Source organism: Lactobacillus melliventris (genome assembly GCF_013346935.1).
Taxonomy (GTDB): Bacteria; Bacillota; Bacilli; order Lactobacillales; family Lactobacillaceae; genus Lactobacillus.
In genome coordinates this window covers 295860-315570 of sequence record NZ_JAAEEB010000002.1, presented here as the reverse complement: position 1 = coordinate 315570, position 19711 = coordinate 295860, and the positions used below count along the sequence as shown (strand labels likewise).

The window sequence follows — 19711 nt, the reverse complement described above, 5'->3', positions numbered from 1 at the left end:
ACAAGCGTTCTAGCCATAATTAATCCTGCTTGTTATCCTGCTTTCTTAGTTCCTGCATTGCTTCAAGTACTTGAGCAACATCTAAGCCAACAATAACTTGAATTGCTTTGCCGTGATGGACAACATTAACGGCCTTAGCTGCCTTAAACTGAGCATCAGAGCCCATCTTATCAGGATCTGCCACTGTGACACGTAGTCTGGTCGCACAAGAACTTAACTCTTTAATGTTGGAACTTCCACCTAGTAAATCTAAGAAGGCTGTTGCTCTTTCAACGTATGGATCAGTTTCTTTCTCTTTTTTAGATAGCTGTGCGGTAGTTGTTGCGCCAGCAGCTGATTCTTTTTTAGCTTGATATTCCTTTTTATTTAGTAGATGTACATCTTCGTCATCTTTTTCCCTTCCTGGAGTTGCATAATCAAACTTAACAATCATAAATTTAAAAATGAAGAAGGTAAGAATTGCAAAAATAATACCAATTGTAAATTGTACTAGAAATGTTTGCCAGTGATTGGCCCAGAGTGGTATCCAGTTTTCTGCCGCCATATCAATGCTGCCAAATATAAAGTTACCAACAACACCAAAACTGAACATAATAGTGTTCATAGTAGCTGAAAGTAATGAATAAATGATCCATAAAACTGGAGCAGCAAACAAGTAGGTAAAGTCAATTGGTTCAGTAATTCCAGCAAAGAATGAAGTCAAAGCTGCTGGTATTAACAAAGCTGAAGTTTGCTTCTTTTTATTTTTTTTAGCTGTCGCATAAAACGCTAAACAAATTACCGGAGCAAGGAATACTTTTTCATTACCCCACAGTTGGAAGCCCATTTCAGGAGCCAGTTGCTTTAACGGACGTGTACTTAACGCAAATTTAGTTAAATGTTTTAGCCAATAAGGTTGTAATCCACCTGCAACAACTGCAGGACCGTACTGAAACGGAATATACACCAAATGATGGAGTCCAGTTGGAATTAAAATACGATTAAGAAAATTATAAATCCACACTCCAATAACGCCACTGTTAGTAATAAAGTGTTGCATACCGGTTATACCCAGCTGAACTTTTGGCCAGCCCCAGCAGGTTATAAGAGCTAGAGGAATCATAAGGAAAAAGCCTAAAATATAAACATATGTAGATCCTTGAAAGGTTCCTAACCATTCTGGCAATTTTTTATCAAAATAATGATTATGTAACCAAATTACTATACCAGCAACCATCAGAGCGCCAATAATACTAGTGTCCAGAGTTTTGATACCTGCTATTTCTGTTAGTCCGTGGTTAGTGGAATTTTCCACAATCTGGATTTTATCAAAGTTAGGAATACCAAAACTGGCACCCCAGTGAGATAAAATCGCACCAACAAAATAGTTGTAAGTCATGTAGGTAATTACTGCTTCCATGGCAGCCCTACCTCTGGATTTATTTGCTAAACCAATTGGCAGACCTACAACGAAAAGCAAAGCTTCTTGCTTAAAAACTGTCCAGCCACCAGCTGTAATTGTATCCCAAATTGAATACCAAGTTGTCCCTGGATTTGCCAGAGAGCCGAAAACTGCTTGGTTGTTAAATAAGCTGCCTAAAGCAACTACAATACCAGCAAACGAGAACAAAAGTACTGGTACAAACATTGCTGCACCAAACTTTTGAAACTTCTGCATCATAAGACATCATCCCCAATCACTAATTAAGTTCTGGCCAATATGGCTTGTTTTCTGGGATCATGTCATCAAGAATCTTTTTCGCTACAGAAGCATCAGGAACCGTCTTATTAAGGGCAAAAGCTTGCCACATCTTAGTGTATGAATGTTGTTCATAAGCATCAACTACCAGCTTTTCACATGCTTGTTGTTCTTCTATCAATCCCTTTTGGAATCTGCCAGCCATTCCAGTTGCCATAGGTTGAACTCCATCCGCTCCAAACCAGCAAGGTACTTCAACAATAGAATCAGAGTCAATATTGGCAATAGCGCCGTTATTAGGTATGTTAGCAAAGAATTTTTCATGCGTGTTATAAGCAATAGCATGACAAATATCAACAATATAATTAGAATGTTCGGCATTGGCCTCCCAGATATTGCCTTTAGCTGTACCAGCTTTGACAATTCTGGCACATTCACCAAATACTATTTTTTGTCTGTATTCACGAATCTCATCAGTTCTGGTATGGTTAGGGTCTGCATTTTTTACTTCATATTGTGGGAAGTAATAATATTGCATATAAGTATTAGGTAAAGTTTCTGGATCAAGAGCATAGCAATCCTTAGCTTTTTTAAAAGTTTCGGCCCAACTGGTCTCTGTTTCCTTATCAAATTCACCACCGACCCAATAACCATTTTTAGATATGTGCTTCTTAAGAAGTGGCATTAAATCTTTGCCTGTCTTTTTATCACGGACTTCCTTCCACCAGCCAAAGTGGTTTAAGCCATAGTAGTTGACATCAAGATCATGGTAGTCATTTAAGCCGCAAATTTTGGCCATTCTAGTCATAATTTCTACCGGCATATCACAAATATTAATTACTTTAGCATTTGGTCTTAATCTGCGGCAAGCTTCCGCAACAATGGCTATCGTGTTGGTATAGTTAATCATCCAGGCATTTGGCGAGTACTTTTCCATCCAGTCGATTATCTCAATAATAGCTGGAATAGAACGCATACCATATGCCATTCCTCCGGGTCCGGTTGTTTCTTGGCCGTTAACGCCATATCTTAACGGAATCTTTTCGTCAAGCTCCCGCATGTGGTATTTACCAACCCGAATTGATCCCATAACGAAGTCAACATCTGTGAATGCTTCTTTAGGATCAGTCGTATACGAAAATTCAATTTGCGGTGCGCGCTCTTTCATAATGATTGCACATGCATCACCAATTTTCTTTTGCCTTTTGGCATCGTTATCATAAAATTTCAGCTTTCTTAGCGGAAATCTGTCCTGGTTTGCAATTAAGCTTAAAACAAATCCTGGTGTATAAGTGCTGCCTCCACCTGCAATGACTACGGAATAGCGTTTATCTTTTTGGGACATATTTTTCTCCTTTTAATTCACTCTGCTCATTTTGAGCTGTTATTTTCTAAGCTAGCTTACTTTTATATTTATAACATCTTTCTTATTTTTTGTATCCGCTTTCCAGGAAAGTGAATACGTATTTCACAACTTGAGATATTTGTTTCATTTTTAGAAATTATTTTCACAAAAAAACTGGCACCACTAGGGTGCCAGCATTAATGCTATTTAAGTTAAATGTTATGAGAAGACTATTTTAGACGAACCTGTCTTTTTTAATTACCCGATAAATAGAAATAACTAAAACTAACATCGCACAGAAAATTGCAACGTAAGCCATTGGTCCAAAGCTAATAGCGGCTTGTGCCTGAGCACTTGCCATCCGATTTTCCACCGCATATTCTACAATCCACTTACTCAATAAGCGCGGAGTTAATACGAAACTGATGGTTGCCACAATTGAAGCTGCTAAAGCCGTATTGCGTGAATAGGGTTCACGGAAAAATTGTGCTAAAACGCAAAATGCAGGTGCAATCATTAAAAGCAATATCCACATGATAATTAAGCGTCCAGCACTGCTGTTCATCATTTGGGCACTATTAGTAGCATAGCGATATTTTCCCCAAAGTTGTCCACCAGTTAAGGTATTCAGTAAGCTTAAGAAATATGATCCTTGTTGACCATAGATACCGCCACGATTAGATAAAATTCCCTGCACAATCTGTAACCCATCGGTTGAACCAGCAGTGGAAAAGTTTACTGTCACTACTTTTTTCATGTAAGTAGCCAGAAACATGATGATCGAGCCCCCAAATTGCAATGCCCGCAACATGCTTAATTTTCTGGAGGACTTCATTTTAAATTCCAGGCTAAGAACGCGATCGGGATGGTGGCTGCGACCAATGACAAAGATACCGATTGCGACAATAACGACCAGCCCAGCAAGCAGCCACCACAGTTTAGCCATAACTAAGAAAATAGCCAAAACAACAATGGCCACCGCAACGTATGGTCGATCTGCAAAAATATCCCAGAAATTTAATTTTAACTGACGATAATCGGCACGAGTCTGGGAGGCGTCATGCCCTCTGAGTGCTGTTTTCGTCATTTCTTTATTTTGAAGCTGGGACCTTTGGTTGTATTTTTCGCGATATTCCTGCCTAGTTAAATGCGAATTTTTTTCCATAACAGCACCCCTTCCTTTCAGAAATAATATCCTAACATGATTAATATGAAAATATCAGCTATTTAGCAAATTCTTAGCAAATTTATTGTGCTAAAATATAAAAGATATCATATTTTTTAGAAAAATATTAAAAAAGAAAGCGAGGAAGTTTTGACAGATTCTAACAAATTCCCAGCTGGCTGGCATAAAGCGTTTGTGACTCTATGGCTTGGCTGCTTTATCACGGGCATGGGCTATTCCATGACGATGCCCTTTATCTCTCTATTTATCGCCGATCTGGGGCACTATAGTAAGCTGCAGATTAGCATGTATTCTGGCCTTGCTTTTGCTATGACCTTTATTGCCCAGGCAATCGTTTCGCCATATTGGGGCAACCTGGCCGACAGAAAAGGCCGTAAGTTAATGTGCATGCGTGCTTCCGGAGTCATGGCTTTAACCATTACTGCTACTGGTTTTGCTCCTAATGCTATCTACATTATTGTAATGCGTTTTATTCAGGGTGCTTTTTCCGGATATATTAACAACGCTACTGCTTTAATCGCAGGGGAAACTCCCCATAGAAAAAGCGGCTGGGTGATGAGTCAAATGATGACCGCCGGAACGGCAGGAAACTTGGTAGGACCACTTTTAGGTGGTGTTTTGTCAAACTTCTTCGGTAACTGGCTTGGTGGCGTTTGGGGCTACCGGATTCCATTTTTCATCACCGGTTTCTTGATGGTGCTCGTCTTCTTAGGGTCGACATTCTTAGTTCATGAAAACTTTACTCCGATTTCTCGTGCAGAAATGAAGCCAATGAAAGAAATTATGCAGTCTTTGCCTAACGTTAAGCTGATTGTGGTCATGTTCGTGACTACCCTCTTAGTGCAAGCTGCTAATATGTCAATTGACCCAATTGTTTCCTTATATGTTAAGTCAATGATGCCCAACAGTAAAAACATTGCATTTGTAGCCGGCATTGTGGCCGCAACCCCAGGTCTCGGAACACTACTTGCGGCTTCCAAAATCGGGCATAAAATGGATGAAATTGGTCCGCTAAAAATATTGCGTCTTGGTTTATTTGTAGGTGCGATCCTCTTTATACCTATGGCTTTGACACATTCACCTTGGTTGCTGGCAGGACTGCGCTTTCTGCTGGGAATTGCCAGTGCCGCCATGTTACCGGCAGCACAGACAGTTTTGACGCTGAATACTCCAGCCGAAAGTTTTGGTCGGATATTCAGCTATAATCAGTCTTTTCAAGCGGTCGGTTCAGTGTTTGGGTCACTTATGGGCTCTACTATCTCCGGTCTGTTCAACTACGCAACTGTTTTTTGGACTACAGGCTTCACTCTACTGATTAACTTTATTCTGATTATCTTTTTCAGTTTGAGAAAAAATTCCAATAAATAAGAGCTAACTTACAACCAGTAAAGCCATCAAGTCAATTTATCTTGATGGCTTTTTATATCTGTCTTAGAAAAATGCTGGTAAAAAGCAACTGCGAATTTACCAGCTGAAAAACCATTAATCCTCTTTTTTGGCTGATTTTTTCATTACTACACCAGTAATAACAAAAAGCAGAACACTGACTATCAATAATCCTAAAAGAGAATATTGCACATTTGTCGCAGCCGATAAGGTAGTAAAAGCAGTTGTCATTAAGGGACTGGCAATTAATAAAATCGTATTGATCAGACCAACAGAAGACGCCAAAATTTTATGATCAACTGCACTTACCATCCACTGGGTTAATTTTGGTGTAGCAGTTCCCGCAAAAAAGCCTAAGATACAGTAAGTTATTAAACAGAACCAAATTTGTTTACTTAAAATAGCAATTATGACACTTGCTCCAGCAATATAAGCAAACATAATGATGATATAAAGGCTAACATTTTTAAATAGATTAGTACCAAAAATGCTGCCTAAGGCAGCGCCTATTCCTGCCATAGCGCCGATTAATGCAATTGTAAAACTATAGGTGCCAATAACCATCACCTGACGATTGCCCGCAATTACAATAGAAATCAGAGGCTCTATCGTGCTGAGAACTCCGTTTAAAATGGCGATTACCAGTAAGGTAGTAATTAAGCCACTAGCCTTTTTAACTTGCTTTAATGCTAAGGCCAAGGTGGACCAAAAGCCACGATCATCGACTTCTTGTGTGACAGTTGAAATGCCCTTTTTTCGTTTACTCCTGGCAATATTGCAATAGATCAACCCTGCCACAACGAAAGTCAGACCGTTAATTACAGCCAGCGCAGAATATGACATGAATAACAAAAGTCCTGATCCGACAAACTGACTAATCAAAGTGATTACTTGCGAAACACCGCTAGTAAAACCTTCGGCTTCAGCAATCTCATCCTTTTTAACCAGGCTAATAATTAGTGGTGTAGTCAGTCCGCCAGAATAAGTTCCGGCCGTATCAGAAATAAAGTTGATGATAATCACCATAATTACCAGATTCCAGCCAGCAATATTCTGGCTAAAAAGAAAACCAACCAGTAAATAAAGCGCACCTCTGATCATGGCCATCCAGACTATTTTTTGAAATTTGTTCTGCGTCCTGTCAGCTAGATAGCCACCAACACTGGAGAACAGCCGGGGAACTGACTCCGAAATAGCAATTAATGACAAGGCCAGCGAATAGTTTTTGAGCCGACTGGCATAAGTCATCAGCGCTAAATAGAATAAAATATCCCCCGCACTGGATAAAATACTGGCAATTGAAAACTTGCGATATTCTTTATTTTTAAAAAAGATAGTCATAATTTTTTTCTCCTTTTTAGCTTTCTTTATTTTTAATTGTACTTAAGCTAAAATTGTGAATATAAAAGTGTCATATATGAAACAAAAAAATTAATGAGGTTAAACTATGACTATCGGTGCATTACTTAGACAATACCGTTTAGAAGCTGGCAAAACTCAACGCGCATGGATTGGCGATGTTATCAGCCCCTCTTTTTACTCTAAAGTAGAAAAAGATCAGACGCGCATTTCAGCGGCAGACCTAATTGAATTATTACGGCAAAATCACGTTAAAATTGCGGGTTTTTTTAAACAACTTGATTACCAGGCTGAAAGTGAAGATAATCTCAAAAAGAAGATTGTTGCCCAAATGACAGAGGCTTATTATAATTTTGATATTAAGCGCCTAAAAGAAATTAAGCAGGCCATCGCGGGTAGCGGGCTTACCAGTAAAAATGATTTAATGCTAAGTGTGAACTCAATCTTAGCTATTATAGATGGTAATAGAGAAAAATTGAATGCTGCAGAAATTCAGCAACTTAAAAATAAATTCTTTAATGAAGAGAATTTCGACTGGAAAACTATCAAAATTTTCCTGAACTGCATGGTTTTTTATGATTTTGACAGCGACATGATCATTACTAACAAAATTTTTCAACAATTTAAAGATAGTGATAATGACGATATACAATTTATAGTGTTGGGAATATTAATCAATATGATTAGTATGTGTCTGGAAAAAAGCAAATACCAGGAAGCAAAGCAGTTGGTGGAAAAATCCCATGAGATTCACACTCAGCCGCTAACCTGCTTTAATAAGATGACTCTATTATTTTTAGAGAACATTATTAACTATCATTTTGATCCCAAACAGGTTTATCTAGATAATTGCGCAATGCAAATAGAAGAGTTTTCCTTAATCGGCATGACTGAATATAGTAAGCAATTGCAAAAAGTGGTGCAGGAAACGACCGGTGGCAATTTAGTATAAATAGAAGCTAGTTCCAGCATTTACTTGAAACTAGCTTTTTATTACAATTTGAATAATGAACTTTTATATTCTAAGTCCAACTAAACAGCAAAAATCGTTCGTTACTGCAAAGAAAAACGCTTTCTAAAAAACCAAGACGTAGTATAATTAAATACAAATAAAATAGTTACTGCTAAATTGTGAAAGTGTGAATATCATGAAGTCAAACGAAGAAATGATTGTAGGACAACAACTTTATCCTTCGAATAATTCAGGATTTACTAACTCAGATAAAAGTGTAACTGTTGGACATAAAGTAAACATTCTGCATGTAATCCTAGGACTAGTTTTAGTCATTTTAGTGTCATTATTTATGACTGGATTTGGCTATCAACCTTGGTGGGTACTGGGACTCATAATTTTGGTGGGAATTTTTATTACTTTACCAACATGTTTTAGTGGATATTGGCAGATTAATAAAAACGGAATTACTGTAGTAAGTTATAGTTCAAATGATGCAATGAAACTTTTGCAGTTATTACATATCAAAAAAATTTATACAAAATCATACTTATTTGAGAATATCACTAAGGCCGAAATTACATATCGGAAAAAAATTAGAATTAGTCCAATTGATTTTAATCCAGACTTTTTTAAGCTAAATTTGACTGTGAATAATGAAGCAATTCAATTAGAATTAGGAAATATTCAAGCAAAAGATTTAGTAGAAATTGTTGCTATCCTTAATAATCATGGAGTAGCTGTATATGATAAACAACAGATAATTGGACTGCTTCAAGAAAACAAAAGCTTATTTAATCATTTTCATAATGGTAAATGGGCATCATTATAGTAGCGTTAGGGGTAAAAAGATACAAGCTGCTGAATTTTCTGTTGCAATATGAAAAAGTAGTGTTAATGGATGATCCTGCTTAAGTAGATAATGAACAATTGCATTGTCCACAAAAGCAGGATTTTTTATTGTGTTTATGCTTAACGCAATATGTTAAAAGTTACAATTACCCAAGTAGATTAAGTACCGAGAAGTTAACACAAAAATATGCCTGCTATCAGTTTAATGAAATGGAATATCCAACTAAATTTTAAATAATCAAAAAGGCGACTTTTGTCACCTTTTTATTATACCTAGATATTATTCGTGTTAAAGGAAAGTATATAAAAACCCCGAAATTAAGATGATTTAATTTCGAGGTTAGTAGGCAATTTATTACAACTAGGCTAGATCAGCACCATTGGTAGAAATAACCTTCTTGTACCAGTCAAATGACTTCTTCTTGTAACGTTTAAAGGTTCCGTGACCTTCATCATCTTCATCAACATAGATGAAGCCATAGCGCTTGGACATTTCACCAGTTGAAGCACTAACTAGGTCGATGCAACCCCAAGGAGTATATCCCATGACGTCAACGCCATCGTCTATTGCCTGAGAAATAGCTTCAATATGTTCACGCAAATAATCAATCCGGTAATCATCTGCGACATAATGATTTTCATCCGGCTTGTCTACCGCACCTAAACCATTTTCAACAATGAATACAGGTTTTTGATAGCGATCTGACAGTTGATTTAAGGCAATTCTGAGACCAGTTGGGTCAATCTGCCAGCCCCAGTCACTGCTCTTTAAGAATGGATTCTTAACACCGCCCATCAAGTTACCATTTGTTGTTTCTTGATTTTCATGAGTAACGTCAACTACAGAAGACATGTAGTAACTAAAGCCAATATAATCAACTGGATATTGGGCTAACAATGCCAGTTCTTCATCAGTGTAATCAAGGTCTGCTAATTTAACACCTTGGCGAGCCAATAAGCTCTTAGTATAAGCAGGATAGTGACCTCTTACTTGAACATCAGCGCAGAAAAAGTTATTAGCCTGGTTATCTTGCAAGGTAGCCAATTGGTTCTTAGGGTTAGAGTCATAACTATAAGTAGTAGCGTACAAAATCATGCAGCCGATTTTAAGATCAGGATTAAGTTCATGACCAATTTTAACAGCCTTAGCACTAGCGACAAATTGATTGTGCCATGCTTGATAAACATTCTTCTTGTCACGAGCGCCATTACTTGTGGTTAAGCCTTGACCCATAATTGGGAAGTGAGCGGCACTGTTGATTTCGTTGAAAGTCATCCAATACTTAACTTTGTCTTTATAACGAGTTAAGACGGTACGAGCAAAGCGCTCGTAAAAGTCAATCAACTTTTTGTTTTTCCAGCTACCATATTCAGTAATCAAATGCAGTGGCATTTCGTAATGTGAAATGGTAATGACAGGCTCAATGTGATTCTTTAAGCACTCGTCAATTACAGCATCATAGAACTTAAGGCCGTCTTCATTAGGAGTTTCTTCATCCCCGTTAGGGAAAATTCTGGACCAGGCAATCGAAAAGCGATAGCACTTAAAGCCCATTTCACCAAAAAGTGCAATATCTTCCTTATAGTGATGGTAGTGATCAATACCAATATGATTAGGATAAACGTAGTCTGGGTTTATCTTAAAATCAAAGTCTGGTGAAGCAATAATCTTCATTCTGTCTTTACCACCAGGTAAAACGTCAGGCAAGGATAAGCCTTTGCCTCCTTCTTGGTAGGCACCTTCTAATTGGTTAGCAGCAGTAGCACCGCCCCATAAAAATCCTTTAGGAAAATTATTTGTAGTCATCATTGTCTCCTTTCGTTATTTTAAATCTAGTAATGCATCCCCAATGGTTATTGTACCATTTGCAACTGCATTAACTTCATGATAATTATTAGAATTAGTAACAACCACTGGTGTTGTAGTTTCAAAACCGGCTTTTTTGACGGCTTCCAGATCAAAGTTAATTAAAGGTTCACCCTTTTTAACTTTCTGGTCCTTTTTAACTAAAGTAGTAAAGCCTTTACCATCAAGTTCAACTGTATCCATACCGATGTGAATCATTACTTCTGCACCATTATTGGATTTAAGACCGATTGCGTGTCCCGTAGGGAAAACCATCACTACTTTACCATCAAGGGGTGAACATACTCCGCCTTCTTGTGGTTCAATTGCAATTCCTTTACCCATTGAGCCGCTGGAGAAAACCTCATCTTTGACTTGGCTTAATGCTACAACCTGGCCAGTTAACGGAGCTGTTAATTTTTCTTCTTTATTAGATGAAGCTTCCGGCTTAACAGCTGCTGAATCGGCAGAGCTATTTGTTGCTGCAGAACCTGCAGTTTGTTCAGCTAAATTCTCATCTACACTTTTCTTACCCAAAAGCATTTGCAATATAAAGCCTAAAATGATTGCCACAGCCATACCAATCATCAAGCCATATACACCCATGTCAATGCCATTTTTACCCATAGCACATGGAATTGCGAAGATACCCATTCCGGCCATTATGTAAGTTTTTGTACCAAAGAGTCCAATCAAGCCACCACCAACAGCAGAAGCAATACAGCTAAGAATGAATGGCTTCTTGCGTGGTAATGTCAAGCCATAAATAGCTGGTTCAGTAACACCGAAGATTCCTGATACAAATGCGGGAATAGCCAGACTGCGAGTCTTTTCGTCTTTTGTTTGAAAAATCATAGCTAAAACTACCCCAGTTTGAGCAAATGAGGCAGCAAATGATAAACCAATAATCGGGTCAAAGCCCATGGCAGCAATGTTAGTCATCATAACCGCCACGAAACCCCAATGAACGCCAAAGATGACAAATACCTGCCAAAATGCACCCATTAAAATACCAGCAATCACCGGGCTAAAGTTGTAAATCGCACTCACAATTTCCGCAACCCCATTACCCAGCCAAGTTGCAACAGGGCCAATCACAAGAAAAGTGACCGGGACCGTAATTAATAAAACGATAAATGGTACTAAGAAAGTTTTAACAACATCTGGAACTATTTTACGAGCGACTTTTTGCACCTTAGAAGCAAACCAGACCGCAATAATAATCGGAATAACCGATGAAGTATAATTCATTGAAATTACCGGAATGCCCAAAAAGGTCATGTGAACCGGTGCTTCCAAGAATGTGCCCTTAAATACTGTATACAATGCAGTTTTGCTGCCAGTCATTGCCACAATAGAAGGATAACAAAGAGCAGCACCAATTGTGGCACCTAAATACGTGTTGATACCAAATTTTTTCGCTGAAGAAATTCCTAAAATAATAGGTAGGAAGTAGAACAAGCTGTCACCGATAGCGTTCAAGATGACATAAGTTCCAGAAGTTGCTGATAGCCAACCAAACGCCAAAAACATTGCATTAAAGCCTTTAATCATACCACCAGCACACATTGCACCTAAAAGTGGATTGAAAATACTGGAAATCAGGTCAATAAATCTATCAGCCAAACTCATATTGCTATTGTCAGTGGCAGTAGCAGAAACGCTGCCGCCACCAGAAAATCCACCTACTTTAACCAGTGTGTCATAGACATCGGCAACGTTATTACCAATGACTACTTGGTATTGACCGCCAGACTTGACAACAGAAATTACGCCATCAGTGGCTTTTAATTTGTCATCGTTAGCCTTTTTCATATCTTTTAATTTAAAACGCAAGCGCGTAGTGCAGTGAACCACACTAACCACGTTGTCTTTACCGCCAACGTCAGCGATAATTTCGTTACTTAAATCTTCGTATGCCATTTTTCCTCCTAAATATCAAAACCCGGGAACTTCAAGAAAACATCTCACTAGTTTTTTTGTGAGACTTTCACCTAAAGTTCTCGGGTTAATGCCTGTAAACAGTAACACACCGTTTAAACTAATTAATTATTAAAATATAGTAGAATTAACTCTCCCGTAATTGTGCATCATTTTGTCTGTGCGTTACCCGCCAGACATGAAGAGTTAGATATACCTGGTCATCAGGCTGCATTTGCCAACCTGCTTGTTTATATAAGTACGTGCCGATTTTTTGGACAGTGTCATACGCCTTTTGATACTTGACTTTCATCAGTTCAATTAAAGAATTATCAAGCTCTTCACCCGAATCCTTCTCACATTCGCCACACATATGCCTTACCATAAAGGCACGTAAATGGGTCATGAACCTGTTAAAATTAAATGATTCAGTGTCGAGCTGCATCCCATACTGGTACTGAATAATATCAACTACTCCGCGAATAAGCTTAGTAATTTTGATAGTATCCTGCAGTTTAGTCTGACCAGAGCCAGCGTTAATAAAATGGTATGTCAGATAAGCTGCTTCACTTTTAGGAAAATCAAGCTTGGTTTTTTCCTGCATTAACTTTAATGCTTCCTGAGCCGTGCCGTATTCTTTAGGAAACAATTTTTGCATTTCCCAGCCAAGCGTATCTTGGCCTAATTCAATATTTTCAGTAGCACGGGTTAGCATAAAGTCGATATGATCTGCCAATACCATAAACTGATAATCCGAAAAAGTTATCTGCAATTGTTTGCTAGCCAAATTAATCACAGCAGTAGTTAATGCTAAAGTCCTCTGATCAATATTCCGCACGCTGTCAACCATTTTCAGATTTTCTCCAACAGCTATAAAACGGCGCGAAATCTTGTCCTCATCAATGGGATCACCAACTTTTTTGCCGAAACCAATCCCGTTACCAATCACCACCCAGTCTACTTCAGATTCATCAGACACCAAGGCAGCATTGTTGTTAAAATTTTTTACAAATTTCATTCAACTTACTTCCTTTCCAATAAAAAAACCTACAAACAGTACCAAAATAAGTATTGTTCATAGGTTAATGCCTGATCAAATCAGTAACACGTCTACTTACAGCTGATATTATAAAGTAGTGCATAAGCGATTTCAATACTTATTTGATTATTATTTTTAAGTGTTTCCTACAAAACAAATAATTGTGCTTTACGCAAATTTATACTTAAATAATAGCTGAAACCTAATACAGAAGTTTAAAGAGAAATAGTTCAATGGCAAATAAAAAGCAAAAACATTCTTTAAAATATCAAATATGGTCTACTATTCGTGTATTACTACTAGGAGCCCTTTTTTACCTGGGAGTGACCCTGATTTTTTTCGGTTCCGGGTTCGGTAACTCCTATGTCGTTCAACAAAATGCGCAAAAAGCAAATACAACTTTAACACAAAAGAAAGCAGATAGAAATAAAAAACGCAAAACAAATTACGATGCCAGCAAAACTAAGTCAGTTAGTGCAGCCGAAGTTCTCAGAGCTAAGCAAGCCAGGGCCTATGCCATTGGCAGAATTGCTATTCCCAGTGTCAATATTCATAATCCCCTTTTTGCCGGTTATGGAGACCAGAATCAAAATTTAGAATACGGTGTGGTAACTTGCCTGCCCGACCGTGTCATGGGTGGTGCTAATAATTACGTACTTGCAGGACACTACATGGGATCTTATGGTCCTGCCGTTTTAGATAATTTGCACTTATCGCGTCCAGGCGACCTTATTTATGTAACAGATTTGCATCATATATATACGTATAAAATCAAAACAATTTCTTTTGCCATTAAGCCCACTCAGGTTGAAGTTGAAAACAACATGCAGGATAAAAGCATGATCACACTGATTACCTGTTCTGACTTTAATACCTCTAAGTATGGCTACGGCCAGCACCGGACGGTTGTGCAAGGCGACTTAATTGCTAAAAATAAAGCGACGAAACATAACTTAATTGCTACAGAATTAACCGCTAAGCCAAAGCAAAGTAAAAAAAGACGCCAGGCGTCTTTAACAGCCAAAAAAGACCATAAAAAAATCAAAAAGTCGGAGCAGGTTCGGCCTGCAGCCCGGCCCAAGTTTTACCAAAATATGACTTTTATCAAGACGGTAATCATTACCTTTAATGTTATTTTTGTTTTAGCAATTGGCTGGCAACTTGTGCGCATTTGGATTTTGCGCTAATTTCTTTAAAATCACTATATAACGATATCAGAAATAACTATTTTGAAATAGTCATCTGCAATAATACATGCTATACTGAGGCTTAGATAGTATTATGAGGGTAACATTTGTTTGCGGCTATTCTCGCGTATAATATTAATATATAGTTTTTAGAAAGCGATTTTTTAAAACATTAATATACCTATTGCTATTTTTAAAGCAAACGCGCTTAACGTTAAAAATGAATTTACCGCTATTTTTATTAGTAAAGAAGATGATGACTAAATGTCGACTAGAACTAGTGAACTCAAATCAACGATCGCTACCTCTGATTTTGATATTGATGTGATAAATTCTGTCGAAAATTCCAATTCAATTGCCAGTTGGATGCCTGATAAGGTCTTGCAAAAAATTGTGGCTGCGAATTTGAACCAAAATATTAGCCAGATTACCAAGGAAAGCTTAGCTAACTTAACTGAAATTAAATTAATAGCACCTAGTGAAAGACATGTTGTTCATGGTCAACGGCAATGTGATGTTTCTGCAGGTGAATATAGGTTACGCTTAAAGCTTACATCACTAGAGGGCTTAGAATACGCAACTAATTTAGCTAAAATAGACCTTGCCCCTAGTCGCGAATTTAATCACAAATGGCTGCACCATACTATTGTTAATTCAACTTTAACGGATATTTCGGCTTTGCATGATTTGAATAAATTGACTTCTGTTAACCTAGAGATGTGCAGCGTGCATGATATTTCTGCTTTAGCAAATAAACCGCAACTAATTCAACTTAACCTTTCATACAATGCAATTGCAGATTTTTCACCATTAAAGACAAATAAACGGTTGCTTGAAAATGGCAATGTAAACTTAAAAAAGCAAATAATTCGCGTTAAATCTATTCACATCCCTGCAGAAAGTACTTTTTACACACCTGACCCTTACAAACTATTTGATTTTAATGGCTCAAATATGCCACTTAAAATTGAAACAGGTAAGCATCTTAATTCCAGCTGCTTCATTAAACAATTTTGCAGCAATTGGAGTAACCATGTCGGTCAAATTACTGATGAAAAGACTGTAACTTGGAACCTTCTGGGATTGAAACCCGGTGACGGGGCAGCAATGACCGTGAAGTTTCACAGTATGAATCGTGTGCAAGAGCCGCTAATTACTGGTTGGTATATTATTCCTTTTAGAATAGTTACAGGACAACCTATTACTTTTCATTTTAAAGACGATGACGGCAACACAATTGCCTGTGAACAGAAACTGTATGGCGATATTAATACCAGCAGCAATATCTCTATTCCGAGCTTTACCGGCTATTCAATTGCTGCAAAATTAGTTGACGGTATTAAGACTCCAATCAGTCAGGACTTTGTCACGACCACTATTAGTGCCAAAGTACAAGATATTACCTTGCTTTATAACCGCGATAAGCCAAAAAACATTACCATTCATTATCAAGATGAAAATGGCAAAGCAATTGCACCTGAAAGTATAACTAGTGGTGATTTTAATAAGCAAAAAGTAATTGAGCCTAAAGATGTTCCTGGCTATACTCCTATTTATTATGAAATTGACCACAACGGCAACTCTTATCATTTGGGAAGCATAGCTATTTTGCTTAATAGTCAGCCGCAAGATATTACTTTCTATTATGATAAAAAAAGCAAAGAAAAAGTATCAAATGTGATTGTTTGCTTTGAAGACACAGACGGCAATAAGATCTCTCCGAATAAAATTATAAGTGGCTTTATTAATGATCAACAATCTGTTCCTGCATTAAAACTACCAGGTTACACTATTAAATTTAAAGATTTTAACGGTTCACATATTACAAATAATTTAGATACAACCGTAATTACTCTTAAGCAACAGTCACAAAAGCTAATCTATGTTTATACTAAAAGCCAATCAAAAAGCAAAAGCTTAATTAGTGCTGATAATACCGCTAACTATAAGCACAGTAAAGATCAGCGATTTAGCGGCAAGATACACACATCAAATGACAAACAGACAAGGGAACAGCAACTCAGCTCCAAAATTAATAAGCTTTCGCATTTAGTACTAACAACACTAATTTTGATAGTATTATTCAATGTGTTAGGCCTAGTACTGATGCACTATAAAAGAAAAGGGATAAAATAAAAAAAGCACCTAATAAGTATATTTACTGGGTGCTTTTTATATACATTTTAGATAGGATATAGTCGTTATATATTGCAAACATTATATTATAGATATACAATAATAGTGCAAATTGTTATTAGTTAAAATTTGAGAGGTAAAAATTATGAATAAACATATAAAACTAAGTAAACAAAGTAAAAAATTGTTATTTAGTGGAATTACTGCTGCTGCACTAGCACTAGTTGTTGGTGGTCCCCATGCAGTTAAAGCTGACAGCGTATCTGGAAGCACACTGGCTGCACAAAGCTTGAACAATAAAACCAATTTGGCAGCAAGCAAAGCTCCTGATAAAAACGCAATAGCTACTGATAAGACCGTTGTGCATATTAACAAGAGCTTCTTAGACAAGAGTAATACTACTTCCAACAGTATTGCTACTAAGTCAGTCAAAGCTCAAGATGACGATGATGAACCTATTGATAGCTGGATGCCTGATAAGAATTTGCAAAAAATAGTTGCCTACAATCTCTATGCTGATGACAGCGAAGCAGGTGTAAAGAGAATTACTAAAGCCGATTTGCGTAAGTTGCAATACCTTTATCTTTTTGGTGAGCATGAACAAAATGATATGAATTACTATATAGCTGGGTTAAGCATTCAATCTTTAAAGGGATTGGAATATGCTTACAATCTTAAAAGTTTGGAATTGGAACCTGATATAGATACTAATATTAATGACTTTGGTATCGCTTTGATTCACAGTAAATTGTCAGATATTAGCGCTTTGAAAGATTTAAACCAATTGAAAAGTGTTAACTTACAGCAATGTAGCATTTATGATATTTCAGCATTGGCAAATAAGCCTAATTTAACTAATCTTTCTATTTCATATAATGCAATTACCGACTTTTCACCTCTAAAGTCAGACAATGCCATAGACTCATATACTCCTGCATATTATCAAGCAGTACAGTATCAAACACTTTCTATTCCACAGTCATATGGTAAAATTTCACTTTCATACAACTGCTATGATAAAGATGGCAGCAATATGAAGCTTCGCGTAGCTAATAGAGATGACGTTCAATATGATCATTACGTTAAGTACTACCTCAGCAATTGGAAGGACAATGCTGGTGTAGTTTCATCTGATGGTAAAACCGTTACTTGGGACCTTAGTGGTTTACCAGTTGGCTACAGAGGATATATGACAGTTAACTACAAAGGCGCCTTCTTTGGACAAGCTGGTTATGAATCAGGTGGCTGGATCATTGTTCCTTTTGAAATTACTAACAACTAATTTAATTACTCAGTAAGACTAAAAAGAATAATTCAAGAGCATTTTTTAATATTTTTCAGTTAGAGAATGCTTTCTGGTTGAAACTTAAAATATAAGCTTATTTATAAGACTAGCTTGTACAAATTAATTAAAGGAGAAATTATGGCTTTTCATCGTAATAAGATATTGCTAATTAGTAGTTTAGCAACTGCCGCTTTAGCATTACTTGTCGTCTCACCTAATGCTGTTAAAGCTGATGAAATAAATAGTAATCAAGCTACAACTAATAAAGTTGACGCCAATGCAACTACAAATAGCAAAAACAACTCAGATGTTGTTAACCAATCAAATGTAAGTAAAGATGATAATGAGAACAAAGCAAATAGTAATTCGAAAAATAGTGCCAATCCTGTCTCAGACAATGATAAGACTGCAAAGCAGTTTACTTCAGCAAAAGCAACTAGAAGTGACACCATTGAAAATGGAACATGGAGATCTATTCGAATTAGCTATGATACAGTAACTCATACACTGAATCTTGGTGGAGGTCATATAAAAAATAAGCCAATTCCTTTTCCTGGATTTTCTAATGCCCTATCCTTCGATTATATTGATTGGGACGACTCTTCATATGTTTTTAACAACAGAACCGTTGAAACTGTGAACTTTACTGGAAAGCTTTCTGTCGAAGGTTCAGCTTCTTTCTTATTTAATAACTTTGTGAAATTAAGATCAGTTAATGGGATCGAAAACTTCGACCTCAAAGACGTAACTGATATGAGTGGCATGTTTTATAATTGTCCATCCTTAGAAAAATTAGACTTATCAAAACTGTTCGTGCCTGGTGAAACATATAAAGTTACGGATATGTCTAACATGTTTAATTACTGTATAAATCTGAAGGAATTAAACTTATCTAATTTCAAGACCGATACTGTTACAAACATGGCAAGTATGTTTAATGCTTGTGAAAGTTTGACAGATATTGATTTAAGCAGTTTTAATACAGCAAATGTAACTGACATGTCTAATATGTTTTATAATTGCTTTGCCGCAAAAGAACTTAATTTAGCAAACTTTAATACAGCAAATGTAACTAACATGCTAGGAATGTTTAGTAATTGTTACAACTTAACTTCTATTAAAGGTCTAGAAAAATTTAATACAGCTAAAGTTAACAGAATGGAAGGTATGTTCTTCCATTGTGAAGCACTACCAACACTAAACCTCTCTAACTTTGACACGTCAAACGTTAACAGCATTTATCAAATGTTTGATGGATGCAAGAGTTTGCAAAATCTTGATATTAGTAGTTTTGATATGACTAAAGCCACTAATAAAACATATATGTTGAGAGGTTTAAGCAATCTACAAACTCTTGTCCTAGGAAAGAAATGTGTGATGGCTAATACTGGTCTTGACACACCAGGAACATGGGTAAATGACAATAGCGATATGTGGACATCAGATGAACTAATGGATAATTATAATGGTAGTACCGATTATGGTATGTATCGTAATGATGGTACAAATTAAGTTTAGTTTAAATATAATATTTATATAA

General features: G+C 36.8%; 14 protein-coding genes. 7 read left to right on the top strand and 7 right to left on the bottom strand.

Annotated elements, in window-relative coordinates:
* Positions 1–19: 19 nt before the first annotated feature.
* From GYV61_RS02905 to GYV61_RS02895, 3 genes are all read right to left on the bottom strand, one after another.
* Positions 20–1660 (bottom strand): alpha-glucoside-specific PTS transporter subunit IIBC, encoded by a 1641-nt coding sequence (locus GYV61_RS02905; RefSeq protein WP_174794714.1) that lies wholly within the window; start codon positions 1658–1660, stop codon positions 20–22.
* Between the two features lie 19 nt (positions 1661–1679).
* The gene (locus GYV61_RS02900; RefSeq protein ID WP_174794713.1) at positions 1680–3023 is read right to left on the bottom strand and encodes a family 4 glycosyl hydrolase; all 1344 of its coding nucleotides are present in this window, start codon (positions 3021–3023) and stop codon (positions 1680–1682) included.
* Positions 3024–3258: 235 nt separating this feature from the next.
* Positions 3259–4188 (bottom strand): cytochrome C5, encoded by a 930-nt coding sequence (locus tag GYV61_RS02895; protein ID WP_174794712.1) that lies wholly within the window; start codon positions 4186–4188, stop codon positions 3259–3261.
* A gap of 150 nt (positions 4189–4338) precedes the next feature.
* Between GYV61_RS02895 and GYV61_RS02890 the strand changes: the two genes are divergently transcribed.
* The gene (locus GYV61_RS02890; protein ID WP_174794711.1) at positions 4339–5577 is read left to right on the top strand and encodes an MFS transporter; all 1239 of its coding nucleotides are present in this window, start codon (positions 4339–4341) and stop codon (positions 5575–5577) included.
* 114 nt (positions 5578–5691) lie between these two features.
* On the opposite strand, the gene GYV61_RS02885 is transcribed toward GYV61_RS02890, so the two are convergent.
* Positions 5692–6936 carry an MFS transporter gene (locus GYV61_RS02885; protein ID WP_174794710.1) on the bottom strand — a complete coding sequence of 415 codons (1245 nt, stop codon included), beginning with the start codon at positions 6934–6936 and terminating at the stop codon, positions 5692–5694.
* A gap of 106 nt (positions 6937–7042) precedes the next feature.
* Between GYV61_RS02885 and GYV61_RS02880 the strand changes: the two genes are divergently transcribed.
* Both GYV61_RS02880 and GYV61_RS02875 read left to right on the top strand, forming a co-directional pair.
* Positions 7043–7906 carry a helix-turn-helix domain-containing protein gene (locus tag GYV61_RS02880; protein ID WP_174794709.1) on the top strand — a complete coding sequence of 288 codons (864 nt, stop codon included), beginning with the start codon at positions 7043–7045 and terminating at the stop codon, positions 7904–7906.
* A gap of 196 nt (positions 7907–8102) precedes the next feature.
* A complete protein-coding gene (locus GYV61_RS02875) occupies positions 8103–8738 on the top strand; it encodes a hypothetical protein (protein WP_174794708.1) in 636 nt (211 codons plus the stop codon).
* Between the two features lie 381 nt (positions 8739–9119).
* Here the strand turns inward: GYV61_RS02875 and GYV61_RS02870 are convergent, their stop codons facing one another.
* The 3 genes from GYV61_RS02870 to GYV61_RS02860 all read right to left on the bottom strand — a co-directional run bounded on the left by GYV61_RS02870 (position 9120) and on the right by GYV61_RS02860 (position 13542).
* A complete protein-coding gene (locus tag GYV61_RS02870; protein WP_274600316.1) occupies positions 9120–10568 on the bottom strand; it encodes a glycoside hydrolase family 1 protein in 1449 nt (482 codons plus the stop codon).
* A gap of 12 nt (positions 10569–10580) precedes the next feature.
* Positions 10581–12527 (bottom strand): beta-glucoside-specific PTS transporter subunit IIABC, encoded by a 1947-nt coding sequence (locus tag GYV61_RS02865; protein WP_174794706.1) that lies wholly within the window; start codon positions 12525–12527, stop codon positions 10581–10583.
* A gap of 145 nt (positions 12528–12672) precedes the next feature.
* Entirely contained in the window at positions 12673–13542 is an 870-nt protein-coding gene (locus GYV61_RS02860; RefSeq protein WP_174794705.1) for a PRD domain-containing protein, read from the bottom strand.
* A 254-nt stretch (positions 13543–13796) separates the two neighbouring features.
* On the opposite strand from GYV61_RS02860, the gene GYV61_RS02855 reads away from it, so the two are divergent.
* The 4 genes from GYV61_RS02855 to GYV61_RS02840 all read left to right on the top strand — a co-directional run bounded on the left by GYV61_RS02855 (position 13797) and on the right by GYV61_RS02840 (position 19683).
* Positions 13797–14750: a class A sortase gene (locus tag GYV61_RS02855; RefSeq protein WP_174794704.1), complete on the top strand. Its 954-nt coding sequence runs from the start codon at positions 13797–13799 to the stop codon at positions 14748–14750.
* Positions 14751–15014: 264 nt separating this feature from the next.
* Positions 15015–16886 (top strand): MucBP domain-containing protein, encoded by a 1872-nt coding sequence (locus GYV61_RS02850; protein WP_174794703.1) that lies wholly within the window; start codon positions 15015–15017, stop codon positions 16884–16886.
* A 145-nt stretch (positions 16887–17031) separates the two neighbouring features.
* Complete coding sequence (locus GYV61_RS02845; RefSeq protein WP_174794702.1) at positions 17032–18168, top strand: leucine-rich repeat domain-containing protein; 1137 nt, start codon at positions 17032–17034, stop codon at positions 18166–18168.
* Positions 18169–18309: 141 nt separating this feature from the next.
* A complete protein-coding gene (locus tag GYV61_RS02840; RefSeq protein WP_174794701.1) occupies positions 18310–19683 on the top strand; it encodes a BspA family leucine-rich repeat surface protein in 1374 nt (457 codons plus the stop codon).
* Positions 19684–19711: the final 28 nt, after the last annotated feature.